Source organism: Actinomyces sp. SKVG-SVH-4(1) (assembly GCF_048514265.1).
GTDB lineage: Bacteria > Actinomycetota > Actinomycetes > Actinomycetales > Actinomycetaceae > Actinomyces > Actinomyces oris.
Genome location: NZ_JBGEVE010000002.1, coordinates 98,063 through 121,547, shown reverse-complemented (window position 1 = coordinate 121,547; position 23,485 = coordinate 98,063). Strand labels below are relative to the sequence as shown.

Here is a 23,485-nt window from a genome sequence, read left to right as displayed (position 1 = left end):
GCTGATCCTACCGCGAGGCACTGCGCTCCCCCGGCGACGGGCGTGTCGCACCGATCACGAGTGGCGGGACAAATCGGCTCCGACGGCACTCATGACCTTCTTGCCGGCCTCGTCTGGGGTCGTTGAGGTGGTGTCGATGACGACGTCGGCCAGGTCCTGGCACCGGGCCTGACGCTCGTGGAGCATCTGGACGAACTGGTGGTGGATGGTTCCCAGGGCCACGGACCGGGGTGCGTCGAGACCGTTACGGGTGGCCAGGGCCCGGGTGGCGCAGATCAGGGCCACGACGCGGTGACTCTGACGGTTGGCGAGCCTAAGACGCTCAAGGCTCTGGCGTACTCCAGCAGCCTCCAGACAGCCCGATCCCAGGGCGACGACGACGCTCCCGCTCTGGGCACGCTCCAGGAGCCTCACAGCGGTGTCAGCCTCGACGCGGCGGTACTCGGTCTCCGGCACCGCAACGAGCGCCAGGTCCGGGCGGGTTCCCAGCTCGTCGGCAACGAGCCGCCCCAGATCGAGCACGGGCAGGCCCTGGGCACTCCCGACGGCACGGGCCACGCTCGAGCAGCCGGCACCCGGCGGGCCGATGAGGATGAGTGAGCCCGGTGCCGTGGCACTCAACCGCGGTGCCCTTCTGCTTGGTGGGCCCCACCGGTGACAGCCTCATGAGCCGACAGGAGAATACTCTCCACCGGCGCCTGAACCCGCACGGGCCTGGCGATGTCATCGAGCAGGACGAGACGTAGTCGGCCGCCGCGCACCTTCTTGTCGCTCATCATGGCCTCCTTGAGCTCCTCCCAGCGTCCCTCCCCTTCGGGGAAGCGGGTCGGCAGGCCGACCGCCTCGAGGCTCTGCCGGTGCAGGGCGAGTGCGTCACTGCTCAGACTGCCGTTGCGGTGGGCGATCTCGGCGGCGAAGACGCAGCCGACGGCCACCGCCTCTCCGTGACGCCAGGAGTACCCGGTGACCTTCTCGATCGCGTGGGCGTAGGTGTGGCCGTAGTTGAGGACCTCCCGTAGGCCGGCCTCAGTGAGATCCTCCCCCACGACGGCTGCCTTGACCGCTACCGAACGGGCAACCAGGTCGGCCAGTACTGGCGAGTCCCAGGTCAGGCAGTCGGCGGGATCGGCCAGGACCCGGTCGAGAATGACCGAATCGGCGATCAGGCCGCACTTGATGACCTCACCGAGTCCGGCCCGCAGCTCGGAGGCCGGCAGCGTGGAGAGCGTCTCCAGGTCGGCGATGACAGCGGCCGGCGGGTGGAAGGCACCCACCAGGTTCTTGCCTGCCGGCGTGTCGATCCCCGTCTTACCGCCCACGGCGGCGTCCACCATGGCCAGAAGCGTGGTGGGCACCTGCACCACGGGAACACCCCGCAACCAGGTCGCGGCGGCGAAACCGGCCAGGTCCGTCGTCGCTCCGCCACCGAGTCCGATGACGAGCCCGTCACGGCCCAGGCGGAAGGAGCCGAGCCGCTCCCACAGGTACTCCGCGACGCGCGCCTTCTTGGCTACTTCCCCATCGGGGACCTCGACGCTCAGGACGCGCAGCCCCTCGGCGGTCAGCGCCGCTTCGGCAGCGCGGGCGCGGTCGGCAAGCGCCTTGGCGTGAACGACGGCGACGCCACCCGCACCTGCTCCGGGGACGTCCTGCACGATGCGGGGCAGCTCGGCCAGGATCCCGTGGCCGATGAGGACGTCGTAGGGGCTCGGGCCGCCGACGGTGACCCTCCGTGCGCCGCTGCTGGCCTCGGTGGTTGCCACGGGCCGGACGCGGACGCGCCGTGGCGAGGCGTCGGCCCCGTCCGGGGCAGCGGGCGAGTCTGTCTGCGTCTCGGCCATGGGAGCCAGGACACCGACTGCCTGAGAGGTCTGGACCCCCAGCGCCACCAGGATGAGAGCGGCAACCTGCTGGGGACTGAGCCCATCAGTGGGCACGGTCAGCGTGGCGACCTCGGAGTACAGCGGCGAGCGCTGAGCATGGAGGGATTCCATCCGCGCCAGGACGCCCGCGTTTTCGCCCTGCTCCTCACAGCACTGCTGAGCGGCACGGGCCTGGTCCGAGTCCGCGTCCGGAGCCATGACCGGGCGCCCGGCCCCGTCCCCCACGTGCTTGGCCGCAGTGCTCGGAGAGGCGGACAGGTAGATGACCGTGTGACCGCGCAGCAGGTCTCGGTTCTCAGGGCGCAGCACCGCTCCCCCGCCCAGGGCGATGACACCCTGAGCGGCCGCCGGGGAGTCCAGGACTGCCCGCATGGCCCGGTGCTCGCGGTCGCGGAAGCTCTCCTCCCCCTCGGCGGCGAAGATCTCTGGGATCGTCATGCGGGCGCGCCGGCGGATCTCAGCGTCGGTGTCAGTGACCTGGACGCCCAGGGCCTGGGCCAGGAGCCTGGCCTGGGTGGTCTTGCCCGCGCCGGGCAGCCCCACCAGTACCAGGGGCAGCTGGTCGTCGCGCAGAGCGATGGTCGGAACACGCTTCCAGGTCATGATCGTGACTCCCTCTCCGTCGAGATCGCTGTGGGTCGTACCAGTATCGCCCGAGCAGATCGACTTGCCACAAGATTCACCGCTCGGTTCGCCACTGCGTCCGTTCAGCGATGCGGTCCAGGTAGGAACGCAGGTTGCGTCCGGCCTCATCGACCGAGTCCCCTCCGGTCTTGTCCAGCAGAAGATCGGCCAGAACCAGAGCAGTCATGGCCTGTGCAATGACCGCTCCGGGGACGACGGCACACACGTCTGAGCGTTGGTGCAGCCCGGTGGCGGGCTCGCCCGTGGCCAGGTCGACGGTGCGCAGGGCCCTGGGCACCGTGGAGATCGGCTTGAAGGCGGCCCGTACCCGCACGTCGGAGCCGTTGGAGATACCGCCCTCGATGCCACCGGCGCGGTTGGTGGACCGGGTGAGCGTTCCACAGTCCACTGAGACGATCTCGTCGTGAGCCGCTGAGCCCCGCCGGGCCGCCTCGGTGAAGCCGTCACCGATCTCCACGCCTTTGACGGCCTGGATCCCCATGAGCGCGGCCGCCAGGCGCGCGTCGAGGCGGCGGTCGGCGCTGACGTGGGTGCCCAGTCCCACCGGAACACCGGTGGCGATGACCTCGACGACGCCCCCGAGCGTGTCACCGTCCTTCCTGGTGGCATCGATCTCGGCGACCATGGCGGCACTGGTGGCCGGATCCGTGCAGCGCACGGGGTCGGCGTCGAGGCGCTCGGTGTCCTCAGCTCTCGGCGGGGGTACGTCGTCGGGCAGGGCAACCGATCCGATCCGCACGACGTGGCTGACCAGGCTGACACCGGCCACCTGCTCCAGGATGGCCTCGGCCACGGCCCCCAGCGCCACGCGGGCGGCGGTCTCGCGGGCTGAGGCCCGTTCCAGGACCGGACGGGCCTCGGGCAGGTCGTACTTGAGCATCCCCGGCAGGTCTGCGTGCCCGGGCCTGGGGCGGGTCAGCGGGCGGTTGCGGGCGATCTCGCGCTCGTCACCGGTGCCGGCGTCGATGAGCAGGTCGTGGGGGTCCACGGGGTCGGCGCTCATGACCGTGGACCACTTGGGCCACTCGGAGTTGCCGATCTGCAGGGCGACGGGGCTGCCGATGGTGCTCCCGTGGCGGATGCCGCCCAGGACCCGCAGCTCGTCGCGCTCGAAGGCCTGGCGGGCACCACGCCCGTGCCCCAGTCGCCGCCGGGCCAGTGCCGCCCGGATGTCCTCACTGGTGATCCGCACGCCCGCGGGCACGCCTTCCAGCACCGCGGTCAGAGCCTCGCCGTGGGACTCCCCGGCCGTCATCCATCGAAGCATGGGGTAGATACTCTCACACGCCGATGCCGCCGCCGGTGTCACCCGTCCTGGATCGTCGCTGTGGTGCGGGTCAGTTGGAGGTTTCCGAGGTATCCGTGGTGGGGGCGAGGGCCGCTAGGAGCGCGGTGCGCATGAGTTCAATATCGGGCTGCTGCCCGGTCATGAGCTGCACCTGAGGCACGGCCTGGTGCAGAAGCATGAGCCAGCCCGGGGCGAGGGCTCCCCCGGCCTGCGCCCAGGCACCGGCGACGGCGGTGGGCCAGGGGGCGTAGACGACGTCGAGCATGGCGGCTCCTGGGCGGGTGCCCTCGGCCTGGTCCAGGGCCTGCCTCAGTGGGTCTGCCAGCGGGTCGGCCGCATGCGCGGGCAGGGTCGAGATGACGACGTCGGCTGCGGCCAGACGCCGGGCCGCCTCGGTGTTGGAGGCGGAGTCGGCAGGCTTCCAGGTGAGGGTCTCCATGTCCAGCCCCATGCGGTGGGCGGCGCTGAGTGCACGACCGGGGCCGGCGTGTCGTCGGGCCACGACGGTGATCCGGCCGGCCCGGAGCTCTCCGAGCGCTGCGAGGGCGGAACAGGCGGTGGCACCCGATCCGAGCACCACGGCCTGCTCGATTCGCGGGCGGACGCCTGGGCAATCCGGTTCCTGTGTACGGGTGGTCTCCCGCAGCGCGCCGACAATACCGGCGACGTCGGTGTTGAAGCCGGCCAGGAGCGCACTTCCTGCGCCGCTGCGCTGTGCCACCACGGTGTTGACAGCGCCGACGGCCCCAGCGAGAGGGTCGATGACGTCCAGGCGCGCCAGGAGCGTCTGCTTGTGGGGCATGGTGACACTCAGGCCCGCCCAGGCCGGACCGGCCTGAACCGGAGCGGCCAGCTCGGCGAGCAGGGCCGACAGCGCCTCCGAGTCGGTCTCGCGCCGCTCGTAGGACCAGTCGTCCAGTCCGAGCCCGGCGTAGGCGGCCCGGTGCAGCACGGGTGACAGCGAGTGGCTCACCGGACTGCCGATGACGGCGGCGCGGTGGCGGATCTCCCCCGCCGGCGACTCAGCCACTCTTCTTCTCGCCGTTGCAGATCTCCTGGTTCTTCTTGCAGTAGTCGTTGAGCTTCTTGGTGTTGGTCTTCTGCTCCTCGTTGGTGGAGGCGAACAGAGTCTCGCCGGTCTCGAGGTTCACCGTGACGAAGTAGAGCCAGCTCCCGGCCGGCGGGTTGAGCACCGCCTTGATGGCCGCCTCGCCAGGGCTGCCGATCGGCCCGGGCGGGAGACCCTTGTGAACGTAGGTGTTGTACGGGTTGTTCGCGTCCTGAGTCTCCGCCTCGGTGGGGATGCCTCCATACCGTCCCAGGCCGTACTGCACTGTCGAGTCCATCTGGAGCAGGCCGTGGGTCTCGCCGTCTGTCTGCGACAGACGGTTCTCGATGACCCTCGCTGCCTGCCCGTAGTACCGCTCACTGTTGACCTCGCGCTCGACGATGGAGGCCTTGGTCAGCACCTTCTGGTAGTCCTCCTTGGGCACCTGGAGCTCTTTGAGCTGGGTGACGGTCTGGGAGACCATCTTCTTGACCAGGTCCTTCGGCGTGGCGTTCTCAGTGACGTCGTAGGTGCCCGGGGCGAGCCAGCCCTCGACATTACCGCCGGCCTCGGCAGGCAGACCGATGGCAGCGGAGTCGGCATAGGCCGCCTCGATCTGCTCGTCGGTGAAGCTGCCGACCTTCTTGAGCCGGTCCTTGACGATCTGCTTGGAGACACCGGCGGGGATGGTCAGCGTGTGATCGCCCTTGCTCTCAGGATCGAGCAGCGCCTGGAGAGCGGAGTTGGCGGACATCTTCTTCTTGAGCTTGTAGGTACCCGGCTGGATCGTATTGCCCTTCGGGTTGTTCTTCGCCGCATTGGTGAAGGCCTTGCCGGAGGCGACGACGCCCTTGCTCTGGAGGATGTCTCCGATGTCAGCTCCGGAGGCCCCCTCCGGGATCGTCACGGTGACCTCGCCCTCACCCTCACCCTTGTAGTCCTCGGCGTGAGTCGCCTGGGCGGAGGCGTCGCGCATGATCCCGATGGCCTTGTAGCCCAGGACGCCGACAGCCACGAGGGTGATGACGATGACAAGGCTGGTCAGCCAGTGCCGACGCCGCTTGCGCTGACGGCGCTCGACCTTCTCCATGCGCCGCTGCCTGCGGCTCTTGGGCTTGTCCTTGGCGTCACCAGCGTCCTCATCGCGCTGGATGCCGAGCTCGGCGAAGAAATCGTCGTGGCTCACGCTCTGCCTCTCTTGATCGGGTGGACTCGCTCACCGGCCGGGACCCCGGACATCCGCTCAGTGGTGATGGCCTGTTCGAGGATGACGACCGCTGCCGCTTGGTCGACAATACCGCGGAAGCTCCTCTCCTTCAGGCCGGCCGCGTGCAGATCCCGGTGAGCAGAGACGGTGGTGAGCCGCTCGTCGACCAGCCGGACGCACACTCGCTGCGGCAGGCGGCTCGCCAGGTCTCGCGCCCACTGGCGGGCATCCCTGGTTGAGCTCGAGCTGCCGCCGCCCATGTGCTTGGGCAAACCGACGATCACCTCGAAGGCACCGTACTCCTCGACGAGGTCAACGGCCTCGTCGAGGTCTGCACCATAGCGGTCCCGCCTGAGAGTTACCACAGGAAACGACAGGATCGCGTCCTGATCGCAACGAGCGACACCAATACGTGCCTTTCCGACATCGAAGGCGATGCGGACACCGGGACGGAATTGCGTCGGGTCCGGTTGAGCCGATGAGCCTGTCACAGGATCTGCTACGCGTGCGGGGCGATCCGGTTCCCCGGATCAGGCCTGGATCTGCTCGGCCACGGCGCGCAGCGCCTCGTCGAGAGCCTGGGGGTTCTGACCACCGCCCTGGGCCAGGTCGTCCTTGCCGCCGCCTCCGCCGCCCAGAACCTGGGCGGCGGTACGCACCAGGGCACCGGCACGGATGCCCTGGTCACGGGCACCGGCATTGGTGGCCACCACCACGACCGGACGCGAGCCGACGACTGCGCCGACGGCGACGACGGCGGGCTCGGCGTCACCGAGTCGGCTGCGGGTGTCGAGGACCAGCGAGCGTACGGCATCGGCCGAGCCGACGGTCCCGAGGTCGGCTGAGGCAAGACGGACCTCGCCCAGCCGGACGGCGTCGGAGACGATGCCGGCCGTGCGCGCCGACAGCGCCGCCTGCTCGGCCGCGGCCAGGCGCTTCTCGGCGTCCTTCAGGCGCGTCATGAGGCTCTCGACGCGCTCGGGCAGGTCCTCGGGGCGGCCCCCGACCATGGTTGAGAGCTGGGAGACCAGCGCGTGCTCCTTGGCCTGGTAGCCGTAGGCGCCCTCACCGACGAGGGCGTCGATGCGGCGCACGCCCGAACCGATCGAGGACTCGCCCAGCACCGCGATGCGGCCGATGTGGCCGGTGCTGGGGACGTGAGTGCCGGCGCACAGCTCCTTGGACCAGTCACCCCCGATGGAGACGACCCGCACCTGCTTGCCGTACTTCTCCCCGAACAGGGCCATGGCGCCTGCGGCGCGGGCGGCGTCGATGTCCATGACCTCGTCGGTGACGGCCAGGTCCTCCGAGAGCCTGTTGTTGACCCGCTCCTCGATGCCGGAGATCTGGTCCGAGGCCAGGGCTGAGCCGTGGCGGAAGTCGAAGCGCATGCGGGAGGGCGAGTTCTCGCTGCCGGCCTGGGTGGCGTTGTCGGAGACGATCTCGTGGAGCGCCTTGTGCACCATGTGGGTGGAGGTGTGGGCTCGGGCGATCGCCAGGCGGCGCGCCGAGTCGATCTGGGCGAAGGCCTTCTCCCCCACCGCGATCGTGCCCTCGGTCAGGGTGCCGCGGTGGACGTGCAGCCCCTTGACGGGGGCCTGGACGTCGTCGACCTCGACGGTGCCGCCGTCGGCCAGCCGGATCGTGCCCTGGTCGGCGAGCTGGCCGCCCATCTCGGCCCAGAACGGAGTCCGGTCCAGGACGACCTCGACCTCGGCCGGGGCGGTGACGACGCTCTGCGGGACGCCGTCAACGAGGATCCCGGCGACGGTGGCATCGGCGGAGGACTCGGTGTAGCCCAGGAAGGTCGAGCCGCCGCCCATCTCCTTCTCCAGCTCGCGGAAGACGCGGATGTCGGCGTGTCCGGTCTTCTTGGCGCGCGCGTCGGCCCGGGCACGCTCCTTCTGCTCGTTCATGAGGCTGCGGAAGGCGCTCTCATCGACATCGACCCCCTGCTCGGCCGCCATCTCGAGGGTCAGGTCGATGGGGAAGCCGTAGGTGTCGTGCAGCTCGAAGGCGCTCTTGCCCGACACCAGCGGACGCCCGGAGCGGCCCGCCTCCTTCTTGGCCGAGGCCACCGCGGTGTCCAGGATCGTGGTGCCGGCGGCCAGGGTGCGACGGAAGGCGTCCTCCTCGCCGTAGGCCACCTCGGAGATGGTGCTCCAGCCGGTCTCCAGCTCGGGGTAGGAGGACTTCATGGCGTCCTTCGAGACGGTCAGCAGCGTGGGCATGGCGGCCTCGTCGACGCCGAGCAGGCGCATGGAGCGCACCGCCCTGCGGATGAGGCGGCGCAGGACGTAGCCGCGGCCGTCGTTGCCGGGACGCACGCCGTCGGAGATGAGCATGAGGGCCGAGCGCACGTGGTCGGCGACGACCCGCATGCGCACGTCATCGTGGTAGGCCTCGCCCGCCTCGGGGCCGGCCGAGCCGCGGCCGTAGACCTTTCCGGACAACTCCTCGGCGGCCTTGATGACGGGGAAGACCTCGTCGATCTCGTACATGTTGGGCTTGTCCTGCATGATGAAGGCCAGGCGCTCCAGACCGGCACCGGTATCGATGGCCGTCTGGTCGAGCTTGCCCAGGAGCTCGAAGTCGTGGCCCTTGCCCTCTCCGCGCAGGAACTCGTCGAAGACGAGGTTCCAGATCTCCAGGAAGCGGTCACCCTGGGTGTCGACGGCGGGACCGCCGTCGGGCCCGTAGGCGGGGCCGCGGTCGTAGTGGATCTCGCAGCAGGAACCGGCAGGGCCGGGCTGGCCCGTGGACCAGGAGATGTCCTTGAAGGGAAGGAGCTGGATCCGCTCTGCGGGCACCCCGATCTCACGGGTCCAGTAGTCGAGGGAGACCTGGTCCTCCTCCCAGATCGTCATCCACAGCCGGTCCCCGTCCAGACCGTAGCCGCCCTCCTCGCGGCTGCCTGTCAGCAGGCCCCAGGCGTAGGAGATGGCCCCCTCCTTGAAGTAGTCACCGAAGGAGAAGTTGCCGTTCATCTGGAAGAAGGTGCCGTGGCGCGTCGTGATACCGACGTTGTCGATGTCATTGGTGCGGATGCACTTCTGCACCGAGGCGGCCCGGGGCCAGGGGGCCTCCTCGGTACCCAGGATGTAGGGGATGAAGGGCACCATGCCGGCCACGGTGAACAGGATGGAGGGCTCGGGAGACACCAGGGAGACCGAGGGCCGGATCTCGTGCTCGTTCGCGGCGAAGTAGTCCAGCCAGCGGCTGCGGATCTCGGATGTGCGCATGGGGTCCTCATCCTGTTCGAGGTGTGCCCGGGCACTGCGGCTCTTGGGCCTGGTGCTGGGCGGGTGGACGGTGTGGTGTGGCCGACCGGCCGGCCAGGTACTCGGCGGAGACGGTGGAATCAGTCGCCTGCGGACGCGGAGCCGGTCGAGTTGCTCCATGGTGAGCGTACTCCCACGCCGGGGCGCCCCGAACCTCTCATGGGTCCGGGGCGCCCCGGCGTCAGGTGGGCGTGAGGGTCAGCGCGAGTAGTACTCGACGACCATCTGGACGTCACAGGTCACGGGGACCTCGTCGCGCTTGGGACGGCGCACCAGCGTGGCCGAGAGCTTCTCGAGGTCCACGTTGAGGTACTCCGGGACGGGGGGCAGCACGTCGCGGTGCGCACCGGCGGCGGCGACCTGGAAGGGCACCATCACCTGGGAGCGGGGACGGACCTGGATGGTCTGGCCGGGCTTGACGCGGTAGGAGGGGCGGTCCACGACCTTGCCGTCGACGAGGATGTGGCGGTGGACCACGTCCTGGCGGGCCTGGGCGATGGTGCGGGCGATCCCGGAGCGCAGAACGAGGGCGTCCAGGCGCATCTCGAGCAGCTCGACGAGGGACTCACCGGTCAGGCCCTGGCCGCGACGGGCCTCCTCGAAGACGCGCTGGAGCTGGGCCTCGCGGATGCCGTACTGGGCGCGCAGGCGCTGCTTCTCCTTGAGGCGGACGGCGTAGTCGGACTCGGTGCGGCGGCGGGCGCGGCCGTGCTCACCGGGGCCGTAGGGGCGGCGCTCGAAGTAGCGCACGGCCTTGGGGGTCAGCGGGATGCCGAGGGCGCGGGAGAGGCGCACCTGGCGGCGGGAGCGTGAAGAGCTCATGTGTGTCATTCCTGTCGGATCGATGGTCGCACGCCGTGGCGGGAGCCGACGGCGCGGGGTCAAGCCTCGGTTCGGGCCGGGACCCCAGGAGGTCCGCATCGTCGTCGGCCGGTGACACCTGCGGGAGGCGCCTGCCGTTTCCGATGTGGACAACTCGAGAACTCTAGCGTGCTCACCGGCGAAAACCCATGTCGGAACCGCCCGGTGTGAGACGGTCCTCAAGCTCTGCCCGGATGGGGTGCTCAAGGCGTACGCACTATCGCTCGTCGAGGATGCGCCTGACCGCCTCGAGGCGGGAGGCCAGCTGCTTCTCGAAGCCGTTGCCGGTGGGCCGGTAGTACCGGCTGCCCTCGAGCCCGTCGGGCAGGTACTGCTGGCCGACGACGGCGTGGGGAAAGTCATGCGGGTAGCGGTAGCCCTTGCCGTGCCCGAGCCCCTCGGCCCCGGAGTAGTGGGCGTCGCGCAGGTGAGCGGGAACGGCCGCGGCCTTACCGGCCCGCACATCGGCCAGTGACTCGTTGAGCGCCGCGGTGACCGCGTTGGACTTAGGAGCGGTGGCCACGGCGAGCGCGGCCTCGGCCAGGATGAGCCCGGACTCCGGCATCCCGATCATGGCGACCGCCTGCTGGGCGGCAACGGCGGTGGACAGCACCGTGGGGTCGGCGAGGCCCACGTCCTCGGCGGCGTGAATGACGATGCGGCGGGCGATGTAGCGGGGGTCCTCCCCTGCGGCGATCATGCGCGCCAGGTAGTGCATCGTGGCGTCGGGGTCCGAGCCGCGCATCGACTTGATGAAGGCGCTGATGACGTCGTAGTGCTGGTCTCCGGCGCGGTCGTAACGCACCGCTGCCACGTCCGCGGCCCGCTCGACGTCGGCCACCTCGATGAGGGGCGACGAGCTGGAAGCAGGTGTCTGCGCCAGGACCGTGCCGGCGGCGGCCTCCAGCACGGTGAGCGCCTTGCGGGCGTCGGAGCCGGCCATGCGCACGATCTGCTCGCGCGCCTCCTCGCTGATGCCCACGGTGCCGGCCAGGCCCCGCTCGTCATCCAGCGCGCGATCGATCAGGCGCCCGATGTCATCGGCCCCCAGAGGCTGGAGCGTCAGAAGCAGGGAGCGGGACAGGAGCGGTGAAACAACGCTGAAGGACGGGTTCTCCGTGGTGGCCGCGATGAGCGTCACCCACCGGTTCTCCACGCTCGGTAGCAGGGCATCCTGCTGGGAGCGGGAGAATCGGTGCACCTCGTCGATGAACAGCACCGTCTCCTCCCCCGCCGCCAAACGGCGCCGGGCATCGGAGACGACGGCGCGCACGTCCTTGACGCCGGCCGTCACCGCTGACAGCTCCACGAACCTGCGGCCACTGCCCCGTGCCACCAGGTAGGCCAGCGTCGTCTTGCCGGTTCCGGGTGGGCCCCACAGGATGACCGAGGACAGGGAGGAGCTAGACGGCCGCGCGGCGGCGCCCCGTTCACCAGCATGGGAGCCCCCGCTCGCCTCGGCCGGCTCCACGAGGCGGCGCAGAGGCGATCCGGGGGTGAGCAGGTGTGCCTGCCCCTGGAGTTCATCGAGCGTGCGCGGACGCATCCGCACCGCCAGCGGCGCGTGGGAGTCCACGGGGATCCCGGCGTCATCCGTGCCGGCCGACTCGAACAGGTCCATGCACCGACCCTATCTCCCCTGACGCCGGCCCCACGGATGCACGATCTCCAGGAACTTGCAAGGCCTCACGCGAAGGCGGGCCCGGCAAGCAATACGAGCTCAGCGATGGCCGAGTCGGCCACAGATCGGTCACAGGAGGCTGACGTCTCCGGCACCCTCACGCAGCACCTCGGGGACGTCGTCGGTCAGGTCGACGACGGTGGTCGACTCCCCCTGTCCTACGGGCCCCTCGATGACGACGTCGATGAGGTGCCCCAGCGAATCCTGGATCTCCCATCCGTTGGTCTCGGGCTCCTCCTGGCCGGGGCGGATGAAGGTGGAGGACAGGATGGGAGCGCCGAACTCGGCGACGAGGGACTGGGTGATGGCGTGGTCGGGGATGCGCACGCCCAGCGTGTGCTTCTTGGGGTTGAGCGTCATCCGGGGCACGTCCTTGGTGCCCTTGAGGATGAAGGTCCACGGCCCCGGGGTAAGCCGCTTGATGAGCCGGAAGGCGTTGTTGCCCACGATGGCCAGCGGCCCGACCTGGGCGAAGTCGGCGCACACGAAGGTGAAGTTGTGCTTGCCGTCGAGCTGGCGGATGGTGCGGATCCGGTCCAGCCCATCCTTGTTGCCCGGCGCACAGGCCAGGGCGTATCCGGAGTCGGTGGGGTAGGCGACCAGGCCGCCGTCGCGCAACGTGTCGACGACCTTCTCAACCAGACGCACCTGCGGGTTGACGGGGTGGAGCTCGATGTAACGTGCCATGCCCCCACCCTACCCCGGGTGATGGTTCTCACATAGCGTTCTGGGGACAGACGGGTGTCAGCAGCCAGGGATCTGGTGGGCGACGTCGGAGAAGACGCCGGTGGCCCCCCAGCTGAAGAGCTCGTCGGCTCGGCTGGGCGAGTTGACGGTCCAGATGTTGACGCCGTAGCCCGCATCCCGAAACTCCTGGACCTGCTGCCGGGTCAGGCCGGAGTCCTCGGGGTGGATGAAGTCGGCGCCCACGATCTCAAGGGTGCTCCTCCAGTCACCCGACAGCGCACGACTCTCGTAGAGGCACCCCACGGGGACCTCCGGGGCGCGCTGCTTGAACAGGTGGAGCAGGAGGTGACTGAAGGAGGAGACGATGACCTTGACGTCGGGGCGCAGGCGCTCGAGCTGTGTGATGACGCCATCGATGAGGCGCAAGGTCGCCTCCTTGCCGGTCTCGTTGGGCTTGATCTCGATGTTGGCGTTGAGACCACTGTCGTTCATGAGGTCGATGAGATCGCTCAGGGCGGGCAGCGGCTCACCCACAAACCGAGGGGAGAACCAGCCTCCGGCGTCGATGCCCGCCAGATCGGCCGCAGTCAGGTCGTCGTACCGACCGGTGCGATTCGTGGTCCGGTCCAGGGTGGAGTCGTGGCAGATGATGACTGTTCCGTCGGCGATGACGTCGACGTCGGCCTCCACCCACTTCACCTGATGATCCACTGCACAACGGAAAGCGGCCATGGTGTTCTCCGGGGCGAGCGAGCTCAGGCCCCGGTGCCCGAAGATCATGCGCTCGTCTCCGCGTACGCACCCTCCACTGTCTGAGGTCACCGATGACATGGCCGGAATGCTACATGAGCCGCACGAACGCACTCCGCGGAAGAACGCTTTGACATCAAGGCAAGTTGATATAAAATCCCTTGTATGCGAAAGGTCGCGACACCACCGGAGGCCCCCCTTGGGGAGGACTCGGCCGTGGTGCAGCTGTTCAAGGCGCTGGCTCACCCCATGAGGGCGAGCATCGTCTACCGCCTCATCAGCTCACCGGCTGACGTCACCGAGCTGGTGACGTTCCTCGGCGTCTCCCAGCCCCTGGTCTCGCACCACCTGCGGGTCCTGCGCAACGCCCACCTGGTCGAGTCGGTCCGCGACGGCAAGCGCCAGAGCTACTCCCTCATTGACGACCATGTCGCATCCATCTTCATCGACACCCTCGAGCACACGAAGGAGCACGATCATGACTGCCACCACTGAGCACCGCCCCGCTGAGGCCCACCAGCACACCCACGGCCCCGACTGCGGGCACCTGGCCGTCATCCACGGAGACCACGTGGACTACATTCACAACGGCCACGCCCACCACGAGGACAACGGCCACTACGACGAGTGCGACACCTGCTCGTGCGAGCACTGCTCGGACCCCTGCGCCGTGTGCGAGTGCGAGGACTGCACCTGCCCCACCTGCAACCACAACACCTGCTCGTGCGAGCACTGCTCGGACTCCTGCTCCTCGTGCACCTGCGAGGACTGCACCTGCCCGACCTGCACGCACGCCGCCTGAGCGACTCAGTCAGTCACCCCTGGACGGGCTCCGCCTTCAGGAGGTGCGCCCCTGTGAGGGCCTTTTGCCGAATGACGTATGTCGGCAGGAGGCCCTCACGGTTTGCGGCAACGCTGTAGCCGACGGCACCCGGAGCAGACGGTCAGTGGGAGGCCCCTGGACGATGAGGCTCAGGGAATGGCGGGTTTGCACCGATGCGCACGCGCAACGATCATGTGCCCATGAGCAGTCCCCTCCCTGTTTCCGGTGCTTCTGGGCACGTTGCACCGCCTGTGCCCGGTGTCCGTCTGGGACAGGTGCTGGGTCAGGGAGGATTCGCCACCGTCTACGCCGGGGAGCAGGTCTCGTTGGGGCGCCCAGTGGCTGTCAAGATCGACTCCAGGCCGCTGCACGACGAGCGCAACCGCCGACGTTTCATGCGGGAGATGGCGGCCGCCAGCCGGATCAGCGGGCACCCGAACGCGGTCTCGCTGATCGACTCCGGAGTGCTTCCCGACGGGCGCCCCTACCTGGTCATGGAACGCTGTGACGGGGGCTCCTTGGCCCAGGTCCTGCAGCGCGGCGAGATCAGCGCCGCTCAGGCCGTCAGCATCGTCACGGCCGTGTGCTCCGCCCTGGGCGCCGCTCACGACGCCGGGGTTCTCCACCGCGACATCAAGCCCGGAAATATCCTCATTGACGCTTATGGAAGCCCGCGTTTGAGCGACTTCGGCCTGGCCGCCGTCCAGCGCGAGGGCATCGATTCCTCCGTCACCCTGGAGACGATGACGCCGGACTTCGCTCCCCCGGAGGCCTTCACCCTGGCCGCGCCCTCACCCAGGGGCGACGTGTGGTCGATGGGGGCCGTTCTCTTCGCGCTCCTGACCGGACGCGGTCCTCGACGCACAGCCGACGGCGCACCCCAGAGCCTGCCGGAGATCATCAACCACCTGTCGGTGCCCATCGACACCTCCGACGCGCGCATCCCCGAGGCGTTACGCCCGCTGCTCGACCGGGCGCTGCACCCCGACCCCGCTCAGCGGTACCGCGACGGCAATGAGCTGACTGAGGCACTGACTCGGGCCGGCGGGCTCTCGAACGGCGCGTTCAGCACCCCTCACTCGGCGCTACGGGATTCCCACCCCCTGCCTGCGGTGATCTCGACGCCCACAGCCGGATCGCGCCGCTCGAGCAGGGCACTGATGCTCCTGGCACTGGGGGTGACAGCGGGCGTCGTCATCTCCGCCGCTGTGCTGGGCGCCGTCAGGCTCATCGACTCGGTGCCGTCAGCGAACCGGGCGGCCCAGGGGGCCTCTGCCTCGCCCGTGCTACATGCCGGGGCCCGAGCGGAGCAGGGCGCCGGCAGCCGCCCCTCGGCCACGGTACGGGCGACCGTGCCCGGCTCCCGGAAGGCCTCGCCCTCCCCGACAGCCGCCCCGACTCCCGTGCAGGTCAACGCCCAGGGCATCCCCTACTCCGACGACATGCCGTGGCCTCTGGGGACCTGTCTGAGCCGGACGACCTCGGTCGTGGGCGGCACGAGCGTCAGCCAGGTCGACTGCTCCCAGGCCGACTGGATCGTCTTCGCCGGCGGAACCTTCGATCCGGCCACGACCGCTTCCAGCGCCACCGAGGCCATGGCGAATGACCCTCAGGTCGAGGCCGCCTGCACCAGCGCCTACGCGCAGCGCTACGGACTCGACCTGTCCACCAGCTACACGATCAACACGCTCGGTCCCAATGATGAGGAGTGGGCCGCGGGCAGTCGGGGTTTCGCCTGCGTCCTGGGCCGGTTGTAGAGCTGCCGAGCCAGTATCGATGTTTCAAGGCATCGACGGGTGCGCGCCAGATCATTCGTTCTGACACGCACCCGTCGACCATCTCGGTTTGCCGTGGGCCCTGTGGGCTCTCAGGCCTTGTTCGCTACCTCAGGCTTATCGGCCGTGTCGGGCTCGGCGTCAACCCCGGCCTCCTTGCGCTGCTCGGGCGTGATCGGGGCGGGCGCCTCGGTCAGTGGGTCGAAGCCACCACCGGACTTGGGGAAGGCGATGACGTCGCGGATGGAGTCGGCCCGGGTCAGCAGGGAGACGATGCGGTCCCAGCCGAAGGCGATGCCGCCGTGCGGCGGAGCACCGAACTTGAAGGCATCCAGCAGGAAGCCGAACTTCTCCTGGGCCTCCTGCTCGCCGATCCCCATGACGTTGAAGACGCGCTCCTGGACGTCGCTGCGGTGGATACGGATGGAGCCGCCTCCGATCTCGTTGCCGTTGCAGACGATGTCGTAGGCGTAGGCCAGGGCGCTTCCCGGGTCGGTGTCGAAGGTCTCCAGGCACTCGGGCTTGGGTGAGGTGAAGGCGTGGTGGACCGCGGTCCAGGCGGACTTGCCCAGGGCCACGTCGCCGTCGGCCTTGGCCTCGGCGGAGGGCTTGAACAGGGGGGCGTCCACGACCCACACGAAGGACCACTCGTCGTCGTCGATGAGGCCGCAGCGCTTGCCGATCTCCAGACGGGCAGCGCCCAGCAGGGCGCGCGAGGAGTCCACGGGCCCGGCGGCGAAGAAGATGCAGTCGCCGGGCGCGGCGCCGGCGGCCTGGGCCAGGCCCTCGCGCTCGGCGTCGGTGATGTTCTTGGCGACGGGTCCGCCGAGGGTCCCGTCCTCGGCGACGGTGACGTAGGCCAGGCCCTTGGCGCCGCGCTGCTTGGCCCACTCCTGCCAGGCGTCGAAGGTGCGGCGGGACTGGGAGGCCCCTCCGGGCATGACGACCGCGCCCACGTAGGGGTTCTGGAAGACCCGGAAGGTGGTGTCCTTGAAGTAGTCGGTCAGGTCCACCAGCTCGCAGCCGAAGCGCAGGTCGGGCTTGTCCGAGCCGTACCTCTCCATGGCGTCGTGGTAGGTCATGCGGGCGATGGGCGTGGGCAGCTCGTAGTCGATGAGCGCCCACACCTCACGCAGCACGTCCTCGGCGACGGCGATGACGTCGTCCTGCTCGACGAAGCTCATCTCCACGTCGAGCTGGGTGAACTCGGGCTGGCGGTCGGCGCGGAAGTCCTCATCGCGGTAGCAGCGGGCGATCTGGTAGTAGCGCTCCATGCCGGCCACCATGAGGAGCTGCTTGAACAGCTGCGGGCTCTGCGGCAGGGCGTACCAGGAGCCCGGTGCCAGTCGAGCCGGGACCAGGAAGTCGCGGGCGCCCTCCGGGGTGGAGCGGGTCAGGGTGGGGGTCTCGATCTCCACGAAGTCATGGGAGTCCAGGACTCTGCGGGCGGCCTGGCTGACCTTGGCCCGCAGGCGGATGGCGTGCTGCATGGCGCTGCGCCGCAGGTCGAGGTAGCGGTAGCGCAGACGCGCCTCCTCGCCGACCTGTCCGGCGTCCTCGGCGTGGTCGGAGACCTGGAAGGGCAGCGGCGCGGAGGCGTTGAGAATCTCGACGTCGGAGACGACGACCTCGATCTCGCCGGTGGGCAGGTTCGGGTTGGCGTTGCCCTCGGGCCTGGCGCTCACCTCCCCGGTGACGGCCAAGACGTACTCGGCGCGCAAGTCGTGGGCGATCTCCTCGCGGATGACGACCTGGGCGATCCCCGAGGCGTCCCGCAAGTCGATGAAGGCCACGCCTCCGTGGTCACGACGTCGATCCACCCATCCGGTGAGGGTGACGACCTGGCCGATGTCTGAGGCGCGCAGAGAGCCTGCGTTTCGGGTTCGCAGCACGGTGCTGAGTTCCTTCCGTGTGGGGCACTGAGCCGGTGCCCGTCGGGGCGCACCACGAGACGGGTGGGCGCCGGCGGCAGTTTACAAGGAGCTCGGGTCTCAGCCCTCAGGCCATGGCCCGACGACGTTGATAGGCAGCCATCCTGCGACGGTTGATCGCCACGAGCACCGACAGCACCACCAGGATCACGCTGAGCCCGAGGACGAAGGCACCGATGATTGGGAAACCGGCCGACTCGCCACCTGGCCCCGCGGCTTGAATGCCGGCGGCGGTGCCGTTGGCCCGGCCCGAGGCCGCGACTTGACGGGGCGGTGGGGTGGGAGCCGGCGGAACGGTGGGAGGGGCGGACCCGCCTATGACCGTGACACCCGATACCGTGAAGTAGGGGCTCTTGTTGGTGTAGTCCGCCGCGTTGCCCTCCTGGCCGCTCTCCCCCTGGGCCCCGAAGACCCGGAATCGCAGCCAGTGGTTGCCCTGCTCGACGTACTCGGGCAGCTCGAAGGAGCCTGCGGCAGTGCCGTCCTTCTTGACGGTGATCGTGGTGACCACCTCGGACTCCCCGGGGCGCGAGGCGACCAGGGCACCGTCGTCGATGAGGACCTGGACCGTCACGCCGCTGGGGAATCCCGACAGCGTGTACATGATCGTTCCTCCGACAGCGACCGTCGAGGGGCTGACTGTTGAGGCGGTTCCTGTAGTGGAGGGACCGGTTTTGGTGTCCGCGCTGGCGACGGGGCTCGTGGAGACCACCGCCACCAGGGAGGCCAGGAGCACGGAGCAGACGATGACCAGCATCCGAGGTGCCCCCTGAAGGCGCCTCAAGGCACTCCGATGTCGACTCGGCACGGGACGCCGCTCACGCCGTACGCGCTCAGTCATCCGGAATATCCGGATCATCTGCTCACACCTCCTTTCCACGGCCGCGTGCTCCGGCTCCTTGACGATGTCATTGACGCTCTCCTACTACACCGTCTCAGCGCCTGCGCGGAAGCCGCAGGGTGGTCCGTGGTGCGCGCAGTGGCATCCCGGAGAACGCGGCGACCAGCAGGCTCACGGCTCCGACGACCAGCAGCCCTCCGGCGCTCCCCAGGAGCATGTCGTTGGCACTCAGGCCCTTGGTGGGCGCAGCCGCGGTGTCCGGGAAGGTCAGCAGCTGAGCCTGTGCCGGGTTGCGAGGATCGAAGGACGCAGAGGAGATCTCCAGCTTCGCCCATCCCAGGAGGCTGTTGTCGCGATCGGCCACCGCCAGCTCGTAGGAGCCGGAGTCGAATGTTGAGATATCGATGGAGACGCTGTTGGCATCATCAACCTGCACCCATCCCTTCGTGGTGGCGCCGGGGAAGACGAACACCGAGACCCACTCGCCCGCCTGCGCCTTGGACTTGGGCAGGACGAGGTTGACGATGTTGCCCTGGCGGGAGCCGGACAGGGAGCCGGCGTTGTCCGCGCTCAGGTGGGCCGCGCTGGTCACCGGGGCCACCGGGCTCCGGTCCGGACGGACGGTGCGCTGTGAGCTCGCGTCAGCCTCAGGCGAGGCCTGCGCCGAGGCCGCGGAGTCTTCCGAGGCATGGACGCGTTCGCCTCCTGAGCCACCGGCGTTCGGGGCGGGCGCCGCCCCAGCGTTGGCCGGTTGTTGGGCGGAGCCGTCCTGCGAGGTCGAACGGGAGTCCGATCCGGCATCGGGGGCCTGCGGCGCGGAGGAGTCGGCCTGGCTGCCTGCGCCTGTGTCCGCGCCCGCACCTGAACCAGCGCCCGAGCCGGAGCCCGTGCCGCCGGGGTTGCCACCTGGGTGGTTGCCCGCGGCGTTGTCCGTTCCGGGGCGCCCACTGTCATCCGGGTTCGGCTTCGGAGCGTTCTGGTCGGATTCGGTGGTCTGAGGTGCAGGAGCCGGGGACGCCGTCTCGGAGGGGTGGGCTGAAGGTGCCGGCGAGGCGGAGGGCTCCGACGACGGAGCAGCCGAGGGCGTGGGAGCAGGGCTGTTGGGTGAACCAGTCGGCTCCGGTGCGGGTTCGCTGGTGGGCTCCGCAGTGGCCGAGGGCTCCGCGGTCGCAGTAGGAGCCGGGCTCGGCGCGGGGGACGGCTCCGGCGTGGGCTGCGGGGCGACGGCCTTGTTGAGGGCGAAGATGTTGGTCGCGGCCGTCAGTCCGGAATCGATGGGCGAGAGCTGCAGGTAGTAGCGCCCCTTGTCGACCTTCCCCCCGGTGTAGAGGGCCGACAGGTTGAGCTGGGCGTCGAAGGCCCCGTGACGGAAGGTGACGGGAACCGAGAGCGTTCCCGGAACCACGTACCCGCCGTAGGCCGCGACCTTGATCTCGACCGGCTTCTCGCCGTCGAGCATCGTCCCCTGCGAGCACCAGCCCGTACCCCGCACCCTGACTGCAGTATCCGGGTCGTAGGAGGGCTCTGTCCCCTGGAGATCCGAGCCATCGGAACCGAGCACCTGGACGGCGGGCTTGACCTGGCACGTCTTAGCGGTCGCGCTCGGCTGGGCAGAGGCAGCCGGCTCGGGCGACTTGGAAGGCGAGGGCGATGCGCTGGGTGAAGCAGCCGCGGAAGGACTGGCCGTCGGACTGGGCGCCGCAGAAGGAGACGGTGAGGGGGCTGCCGACGGGCTGGGTGCCGCGGAGGGACTCGGTGAAGGCGTCGGTGTAGGTACCGGCGTGGGAGACGCCGAGGGCGCCGGCGACGGCTCATTCGAGGCATGAGGAGCCGGTTCCGCAGTAGGTGCGGTCGTCGGTTCAGCAGTTGGCACCGGACCGGGTGCAGCACTCGGCTCCGCAGAGGGTTCGGGAGTCGGCTCCGCGGTAGGCTCCGGCGTCGGCTCCGCGGTGGGCTCCGCAGAGGGTTCGGGAGTCGGCTCCGGCGACGGCTCGGGAGCCGGAGGGTTGATGACATCCGGGTCCTGCTTGACGAAGGAGAACAGGCCCGTGGTCGCACTCACCGTTCCACTGGTGTAGGTGAGGCTGAAGACCTTCGTGCCGACCTCCCAGCCTTTGTCTCCGGTGGCCTGACGCACGCCCTTGACGAGGTAGTCAGTCGGGATGAACACATCCTGCTCGCCGTTGGCGGGAGCCGGACGCTCAAGCTCGGCCTTGATGCCGGGAAGCAGGTAGGGAGTGACGGTCTTGCCCTCGACGACGTTGAGCGTGATGGTGGGGTCCTCCAGGACCTCCCCAGCGGTACTGCACCAGCCCGACAGGATCGACTCGACCCCCACGCCGAACCCGGTCTCATAGACCGGCACCACGTACTCGGGCGCCGACTGGCCCTCGGGGTAGACCATTCTGGCCGCGGGGTGGCAGGCCGAACCGCTCTCATAGTCCTCAACAGCATTGCCTGCATTCAAAAGGGGCATGGCGGCAACACCGGCGGTGGCCAGAACAATGCCGAAGGCTGTCAGAACAGCAAGAATCGCGCGCAGGCCGCTCCTGACGGAAGGGAGGGCGGCAAGCAGCCGCTGAGCGTATTGCATGACGTGGTCTCGTTCATGGGCAGGGGCAGATGGACTTACTCGTACAGCACACGGTTGACAACCGAGATGCACGAGGAAAGGACGCACCACGAAGCAGGCGCGACTGCCTTTCGCGAACGATGATAGACGGACGCCTCCCTTCTAAGAATCCGCTATCACCCGAAAACATCGTCCGCGTTGTCGATTCCGGGTTAAGTATACACAGCGGTAACCCGTCAATCGGTCGGGTTGAGACCATTCAGAACCGGGAGACTTGAGGAAACTCGAGCAATGGTAACGATAAATTGGGATACGTAACCCCTTTGTTGCCAAGATTTCTTTTGCATCACGGTTTTATTTGCGCAGTAGATCCGCCCCGGCAGTGCGCCCCGAGCTGGCGGCAGCCGCACGCGGAGCACCTCAGGAGGCTCATGAGCAGAACCCCAGGTCCTGCTCATGAGCGTCAAGCCCCCACGACAAGGCATGACGCCACCAGGCGTAATCGTGCCCGCCACGCTCCTCGCGATACTCGAGCAGCGCTCCTTCGACCCCAAGAAGCTCTGAGACGGTGCGAGCCCCCTGACGCAGGCCGTCTTCATGGACCCCGCACTGGACCACCAGTCGCGCCCCCAGCCCATGGCCATCATGAGGATGCTGGTCGCTTCTCGGGCGCTGCAGGCTCCGAGCCTCGGAGCGGTGACGCAACCAGCGCAGCAGCTCTCCCTCACCCTCGCCTCGGCGCTGAGAGCCGAGCCAGAAGGAGCCGGACTGGACAATGGCACGAGTAGCCAGCTCGGGATGACGCAGAACCAGGTCGGCCGCAGCAACCCCTCCCAAAGACTGCCCAGCCACCACGATCCGATCCGGGCGCCATAGGCAACCACCACCATCCTCAGAGGACACAGCAATCCTGCAGCCTCGCCCGCAGACGGCCCGATGTGCCGCCTGCAGACACCTACGGAGCAGTTCTCTGCTGCGTCGCGGATCCCCCAGGTCGCGTGAGCGCATGGCCAGGCTGCCGGAGTCGATGAGCAGCACATCCCATTGGCGGGATCTGGGGGCCAGGTGATCGACGGCATGGTTACCACGCCAGATGTTTCCGTCGAGCAGGATCAGCAGACCCCGCTCACTGTGCCCGCAGGAGGCCTCCTGGACACGGCCCCCGCACCACAGTGTGACTCGCCGTCCGGGGTCTCCCGGCTCATCAAAGTCTGTGAGCACCTCGTTCTCCAGGTCGAACCGGAGGACGTACCTGTCGTGTTCATCCTGGGGACGGTTCAGCGCCTGCCACGCCCCCTCTGCCGAAGCGCCCGAGCCGATCATCCAATCCGGGTGCAGCACGGCCTTGGGGCCCGCCCATAGCGAGGACACCAGACCGAAGCCGTCATGCAGCCGCTCGGGATTGAGGGGATCGGGCCGTCCCAGTGCATGAACGCGCTTCCAGCACTCGCGTCGGGTCCCGGCATCGTCAGGCAGGGCGTCGTGAGTCACGACGATCCGGTAGCTCAAGAGCGCATCCCGCGGCAGCAGGATGTGAAGCGCCCACCAGCCGGTCCCAGGAACCCGGGCGGCCAGTGCCGGCGCGATGTGAGCGCGATGATTGTCGGTCAGGGTATTGAGATGGATGAGCACACTGGGGCTGGCGCCGTGCCGGTGGTCATCGCGCCACAAGAAGCTCGCCTCCACCATCTCAACCCCGTTGATGATGCGTCCCTCCCCCAGGACGGGAGTGCCGTGCACCGCGGCAGCGGCCAAGGCTGAATCGTCGGGAACCGGAGGCCACCATGCCGGGGTGATGCGAAGCGGGCCGCCGTCCTGGGCCACAGGAGTCGCGACCAGCTGTCTCCACCGTGCCTTCGGCACAGGCGGTTGATCGCCACACCCCCCACTCACGTCGCCGACTCTACAGCCACTCAGTATCGGTTCCACGTATCGGTTCCACAGTGATCCGGCGATGGGAGGCTCGCATCATGGGACGCATGGCAGGCTTGCATTGTTCCGGGGAGGGTGGCATAGGGTAGTCGTCATGACGCACATCGTTCTTACGGCCACAACCGCTCCTGGCGCACAGGCGCTCGCGGTCATGTGTGGTGCGCAGATGTGTTGTTGTCGAGCCTGTTGATTCCGTCCCCTCCCCCGGCGTTGAACCTGCCCGGGGAGCGTGACGACGCCTCAAAGCAGCGTTGACGCCGGCCGAGAACGACAACCGGCC

The 23,485-nt window shown here is 68.8% G+C and carries 18 protein-coding genes; 3 read left to right on the top strand and 15 right to left on the bottom strand.

Annotated elements, in window-relative coordinates:
* Positions 1–54: 54 nt before the first annotated feature.
* From AB7V09_RS02475 to AB7V09_RS02425, 11 genes are all read right to left on the bottom strand, one after another.
* On the bottom strand, positions 55–621 hold the full coding sequence (locus AB7V09_RS02475; RefSeq protein WP_419142826.1) for a shikimate kinase: 567 nt from the start codon (positions 619–621) through the stop codon (positions 55–57).
* A complete protein-coding gene (aroB, locus tag AB7V09_RS02470; protein WP_419142825.1) occupies positions 618–2,486 on the bottom strand; it encodes a 3-dehydroquinate synthase in 1,869 nt (622 codons plus the stop codon). Before aroB ends, AB7V09_RS02475 begins: the two co-directional genes overlap by 4 nt.
* Positions 2,487–2,562: 76 nt before the next feature.
* Positions 2,563–3,795, bottom strand: a complete 1,233-nt coding sequence (gene aroC, locus AB7V09_RS02465; protein ID WP_043537657.1) for a chorismate synthase — start codon at positions 3,793–3,795, stop codon at positions 2,563–2,565.
* Positions 3,796–3,865: 70 nt separating this feature from the next.
* Positions 3,866–4,846 carry a shikimate dehydrogenase gene (locus tag AB7V09_RS02460; RefSeq protein ID WP_009406273.1) on the bottom strand — a complete coding sequence of 327 codons (981 nt, stop codon included), beginning with the start codon at positions 4,844–4,846 and terminating at the stop codon, positions 3,866–3,868.
* Positions 4,839–6,050 carry an endolytic transglycosylase MltG gene (gene mltG, locus AB7V09_RS02455; RefSeq protein WP_009405606.1) on the bottom strand — a complete coding sequence of 404 codons (1,212 nt, stop codon included), beginning with the start codon at positions 6,048–6,050 and terminating at the stop codon, positions 4,839–4,841. Before mltG ends, AB7V09_RS02460 begins: the two co-directional genes overlap by 8 nt.
* Complete coding sequence (gene ruvX / locus AB7V09_RS02450; RefSeq protein ID WP_004564842.1) at positions 6,047–6,562, bottom strand: Holliday junction resolvase RuvX; 516 nt, start codon at positions 6,560–6,562, stop codon at positions 6,047–6,049. Before ruvX ends, mltG begins: the two co-directional genes overlap by 4 nt.
* A gap of 39 nt (positions 6,563–6,601) precedes the next feature.
* Positions 6,602–9,313 carry an alanine--tRNA ligase gene (alaS, locus tag AB7V09_RS02445; RefSeq protein ID WP_278699131.1) on the bottom strand — a complete coding sequence of 904 codons (2,712 nt, stop codon included), beginning with the start codon at positions 9,311–9,313 and terminating at the stop codon, positions 6,602–6,604.
* Between the two features lie 237 nt (positions 9,314–9,550).
* Positions 9,551–10,174 (bottom strand): 30S ribosomal protein S4, encoded by a 624-nt coding sequence (rpsD, locus tag AB7V09_RS02440; RefSeq protein WP_009747225.1) that lies wholly within the window; start codon positions 10,172–10,174, stop codon positions 9,551–9,553.
* A 256-nt stretch (positions 10,175–10,430) separates the two neighbouring features.
* A complete protein-coding gene (locus AB7V09_RS02435) occupies positions 10,431–11,834 on the bottom strand; it encodes a replication-associated recombination protein A (protein ID WP_009406229.1) in 1,404 nt (467 codons plus the stop codon).
* Positions 11,835–11,963: 129 nt separating this feature from the next.
* Entirely contained in the window at positions 11,964–12,581 is a 618-nt protein-coding gene (locus tag AB7V09_RS02430) for an L-threonylcarbamoyladenylate synthase (RefSeq protein WP_419142824.1), read from the bottom strand.
* Positions 12,582–12,638: 57 nt separating this feature from the next.
* A complete protein-coding gene (locus tag AB7V09_RS02425; RefSeq protein WP_043537658.1) occupies positions 12,639–13,412 on the bottom strand; it encodes a glycerophosphoryl diester phosphodiesterase in 774 nt (257 codons plus the stop codon).
* 84 nt (positions 13,413–13,496) lie between these two features.
* On the opposite strand from AB7V09_RS02425, the gene AB7V09_RS02420 reads away from it, so the two are divergent.
* The 3 genes from AB7V09_RS02420 (at position 13,497) to AB7V09_RS02410 (ending at position 15,911) form a co-directional block, all read left to right on the top strand.
* Positions 13,497–13,826, top strand: coding sequence for an ArsR/SmtB family transcription factor (locus tag AB7V09_RS02420; RefSeq protein WP_004564836.1), 330 nt, complete (start codon positions 13,497–13,499; stop codon positions 13,824–13,826).
* Positions 13,810–14,133 (top strand): hypothetical protein, encoded by a 324-nt coding sequence (locus AB7V09_RS02415; protein ID WP_009405546.1) that lies wholly within the window; start codon positions 13,810–13,812, stop codon positions 14,131–14,133. The genes AB7V09_RS02420 and AB7V09_RS02415 overlap by 17 nt, the downstream gene beginning before the upstream one ends.
* 221 nt (positions 14,134–14,354) lie before the next feature.
* Positions 14,355–15,911: a serine/threonine-protein kinase gene (locus tag AB7V09_RS02410; protein WP_050798015.1), complete on the top strand. Its 1,557-nt coding sequence runs from the start codon at positions 14,355–14,357 to the stop codon at positions 15,909–15,911.
* A gap of 110 nt (positions 15,912–16,021) precedes the next feature.
* On the opposite strand, the gene aspS is transcribed toward AB7V09_RS02410, so the two are convergent.
* From aspS to AB7V09_RS02390, 4 genes are all read right to left on the bottom strand, one after another.
* A complete protein-coding gene (aspS, locus tag AB7V09_RS02405; protein ID WP_419142823.1) occupies positions 16,022–17,821 on the bottom strand; it encodes an aspartate--tRNA ligase in 1,800 nt (599 codons plus the stop codon).
* 106 nt (positions 17,822–17,927) lie between these two features.
* Positions 17,928–18,617: a DNA-directed RNA polymerase II gene (locus AB7V09_RS02400; protein WP_175284673.1), complete on the bottom strand. Its 690-nt coding sequence runs from the start codon at positions 18,615–18,617 to the stop codon at positions 17,928–17,930.
* Positions 18,618–18,795: 178 nt separating this feature from the next.
* Positions 18,796–21,294 (bottom strand): hypothetical protein, encoded by a 2,499-nt coding sequence (locus tag AB7V09_RS02395; RefSeq protein WP_419142822.1) that lies wholly within the window; start codon positions 21,292–21,294, stop codon positions 18,796–18,798.
* Between the two features lie 408 nt (positions 21,295–21,702).
* A complete protein-coding gene (locus AB7V09_RS02390) occupies positions 21,703–22,962 on the bottom strand; it encodes an enterochelin esterase domain-containing protein (RefSeq protein ID WP_419142821.1) in 1,260 nt (419 codons plus the stop codon).
* Positions 22,963–23,485: the final 523 nt, after the last annotated feature.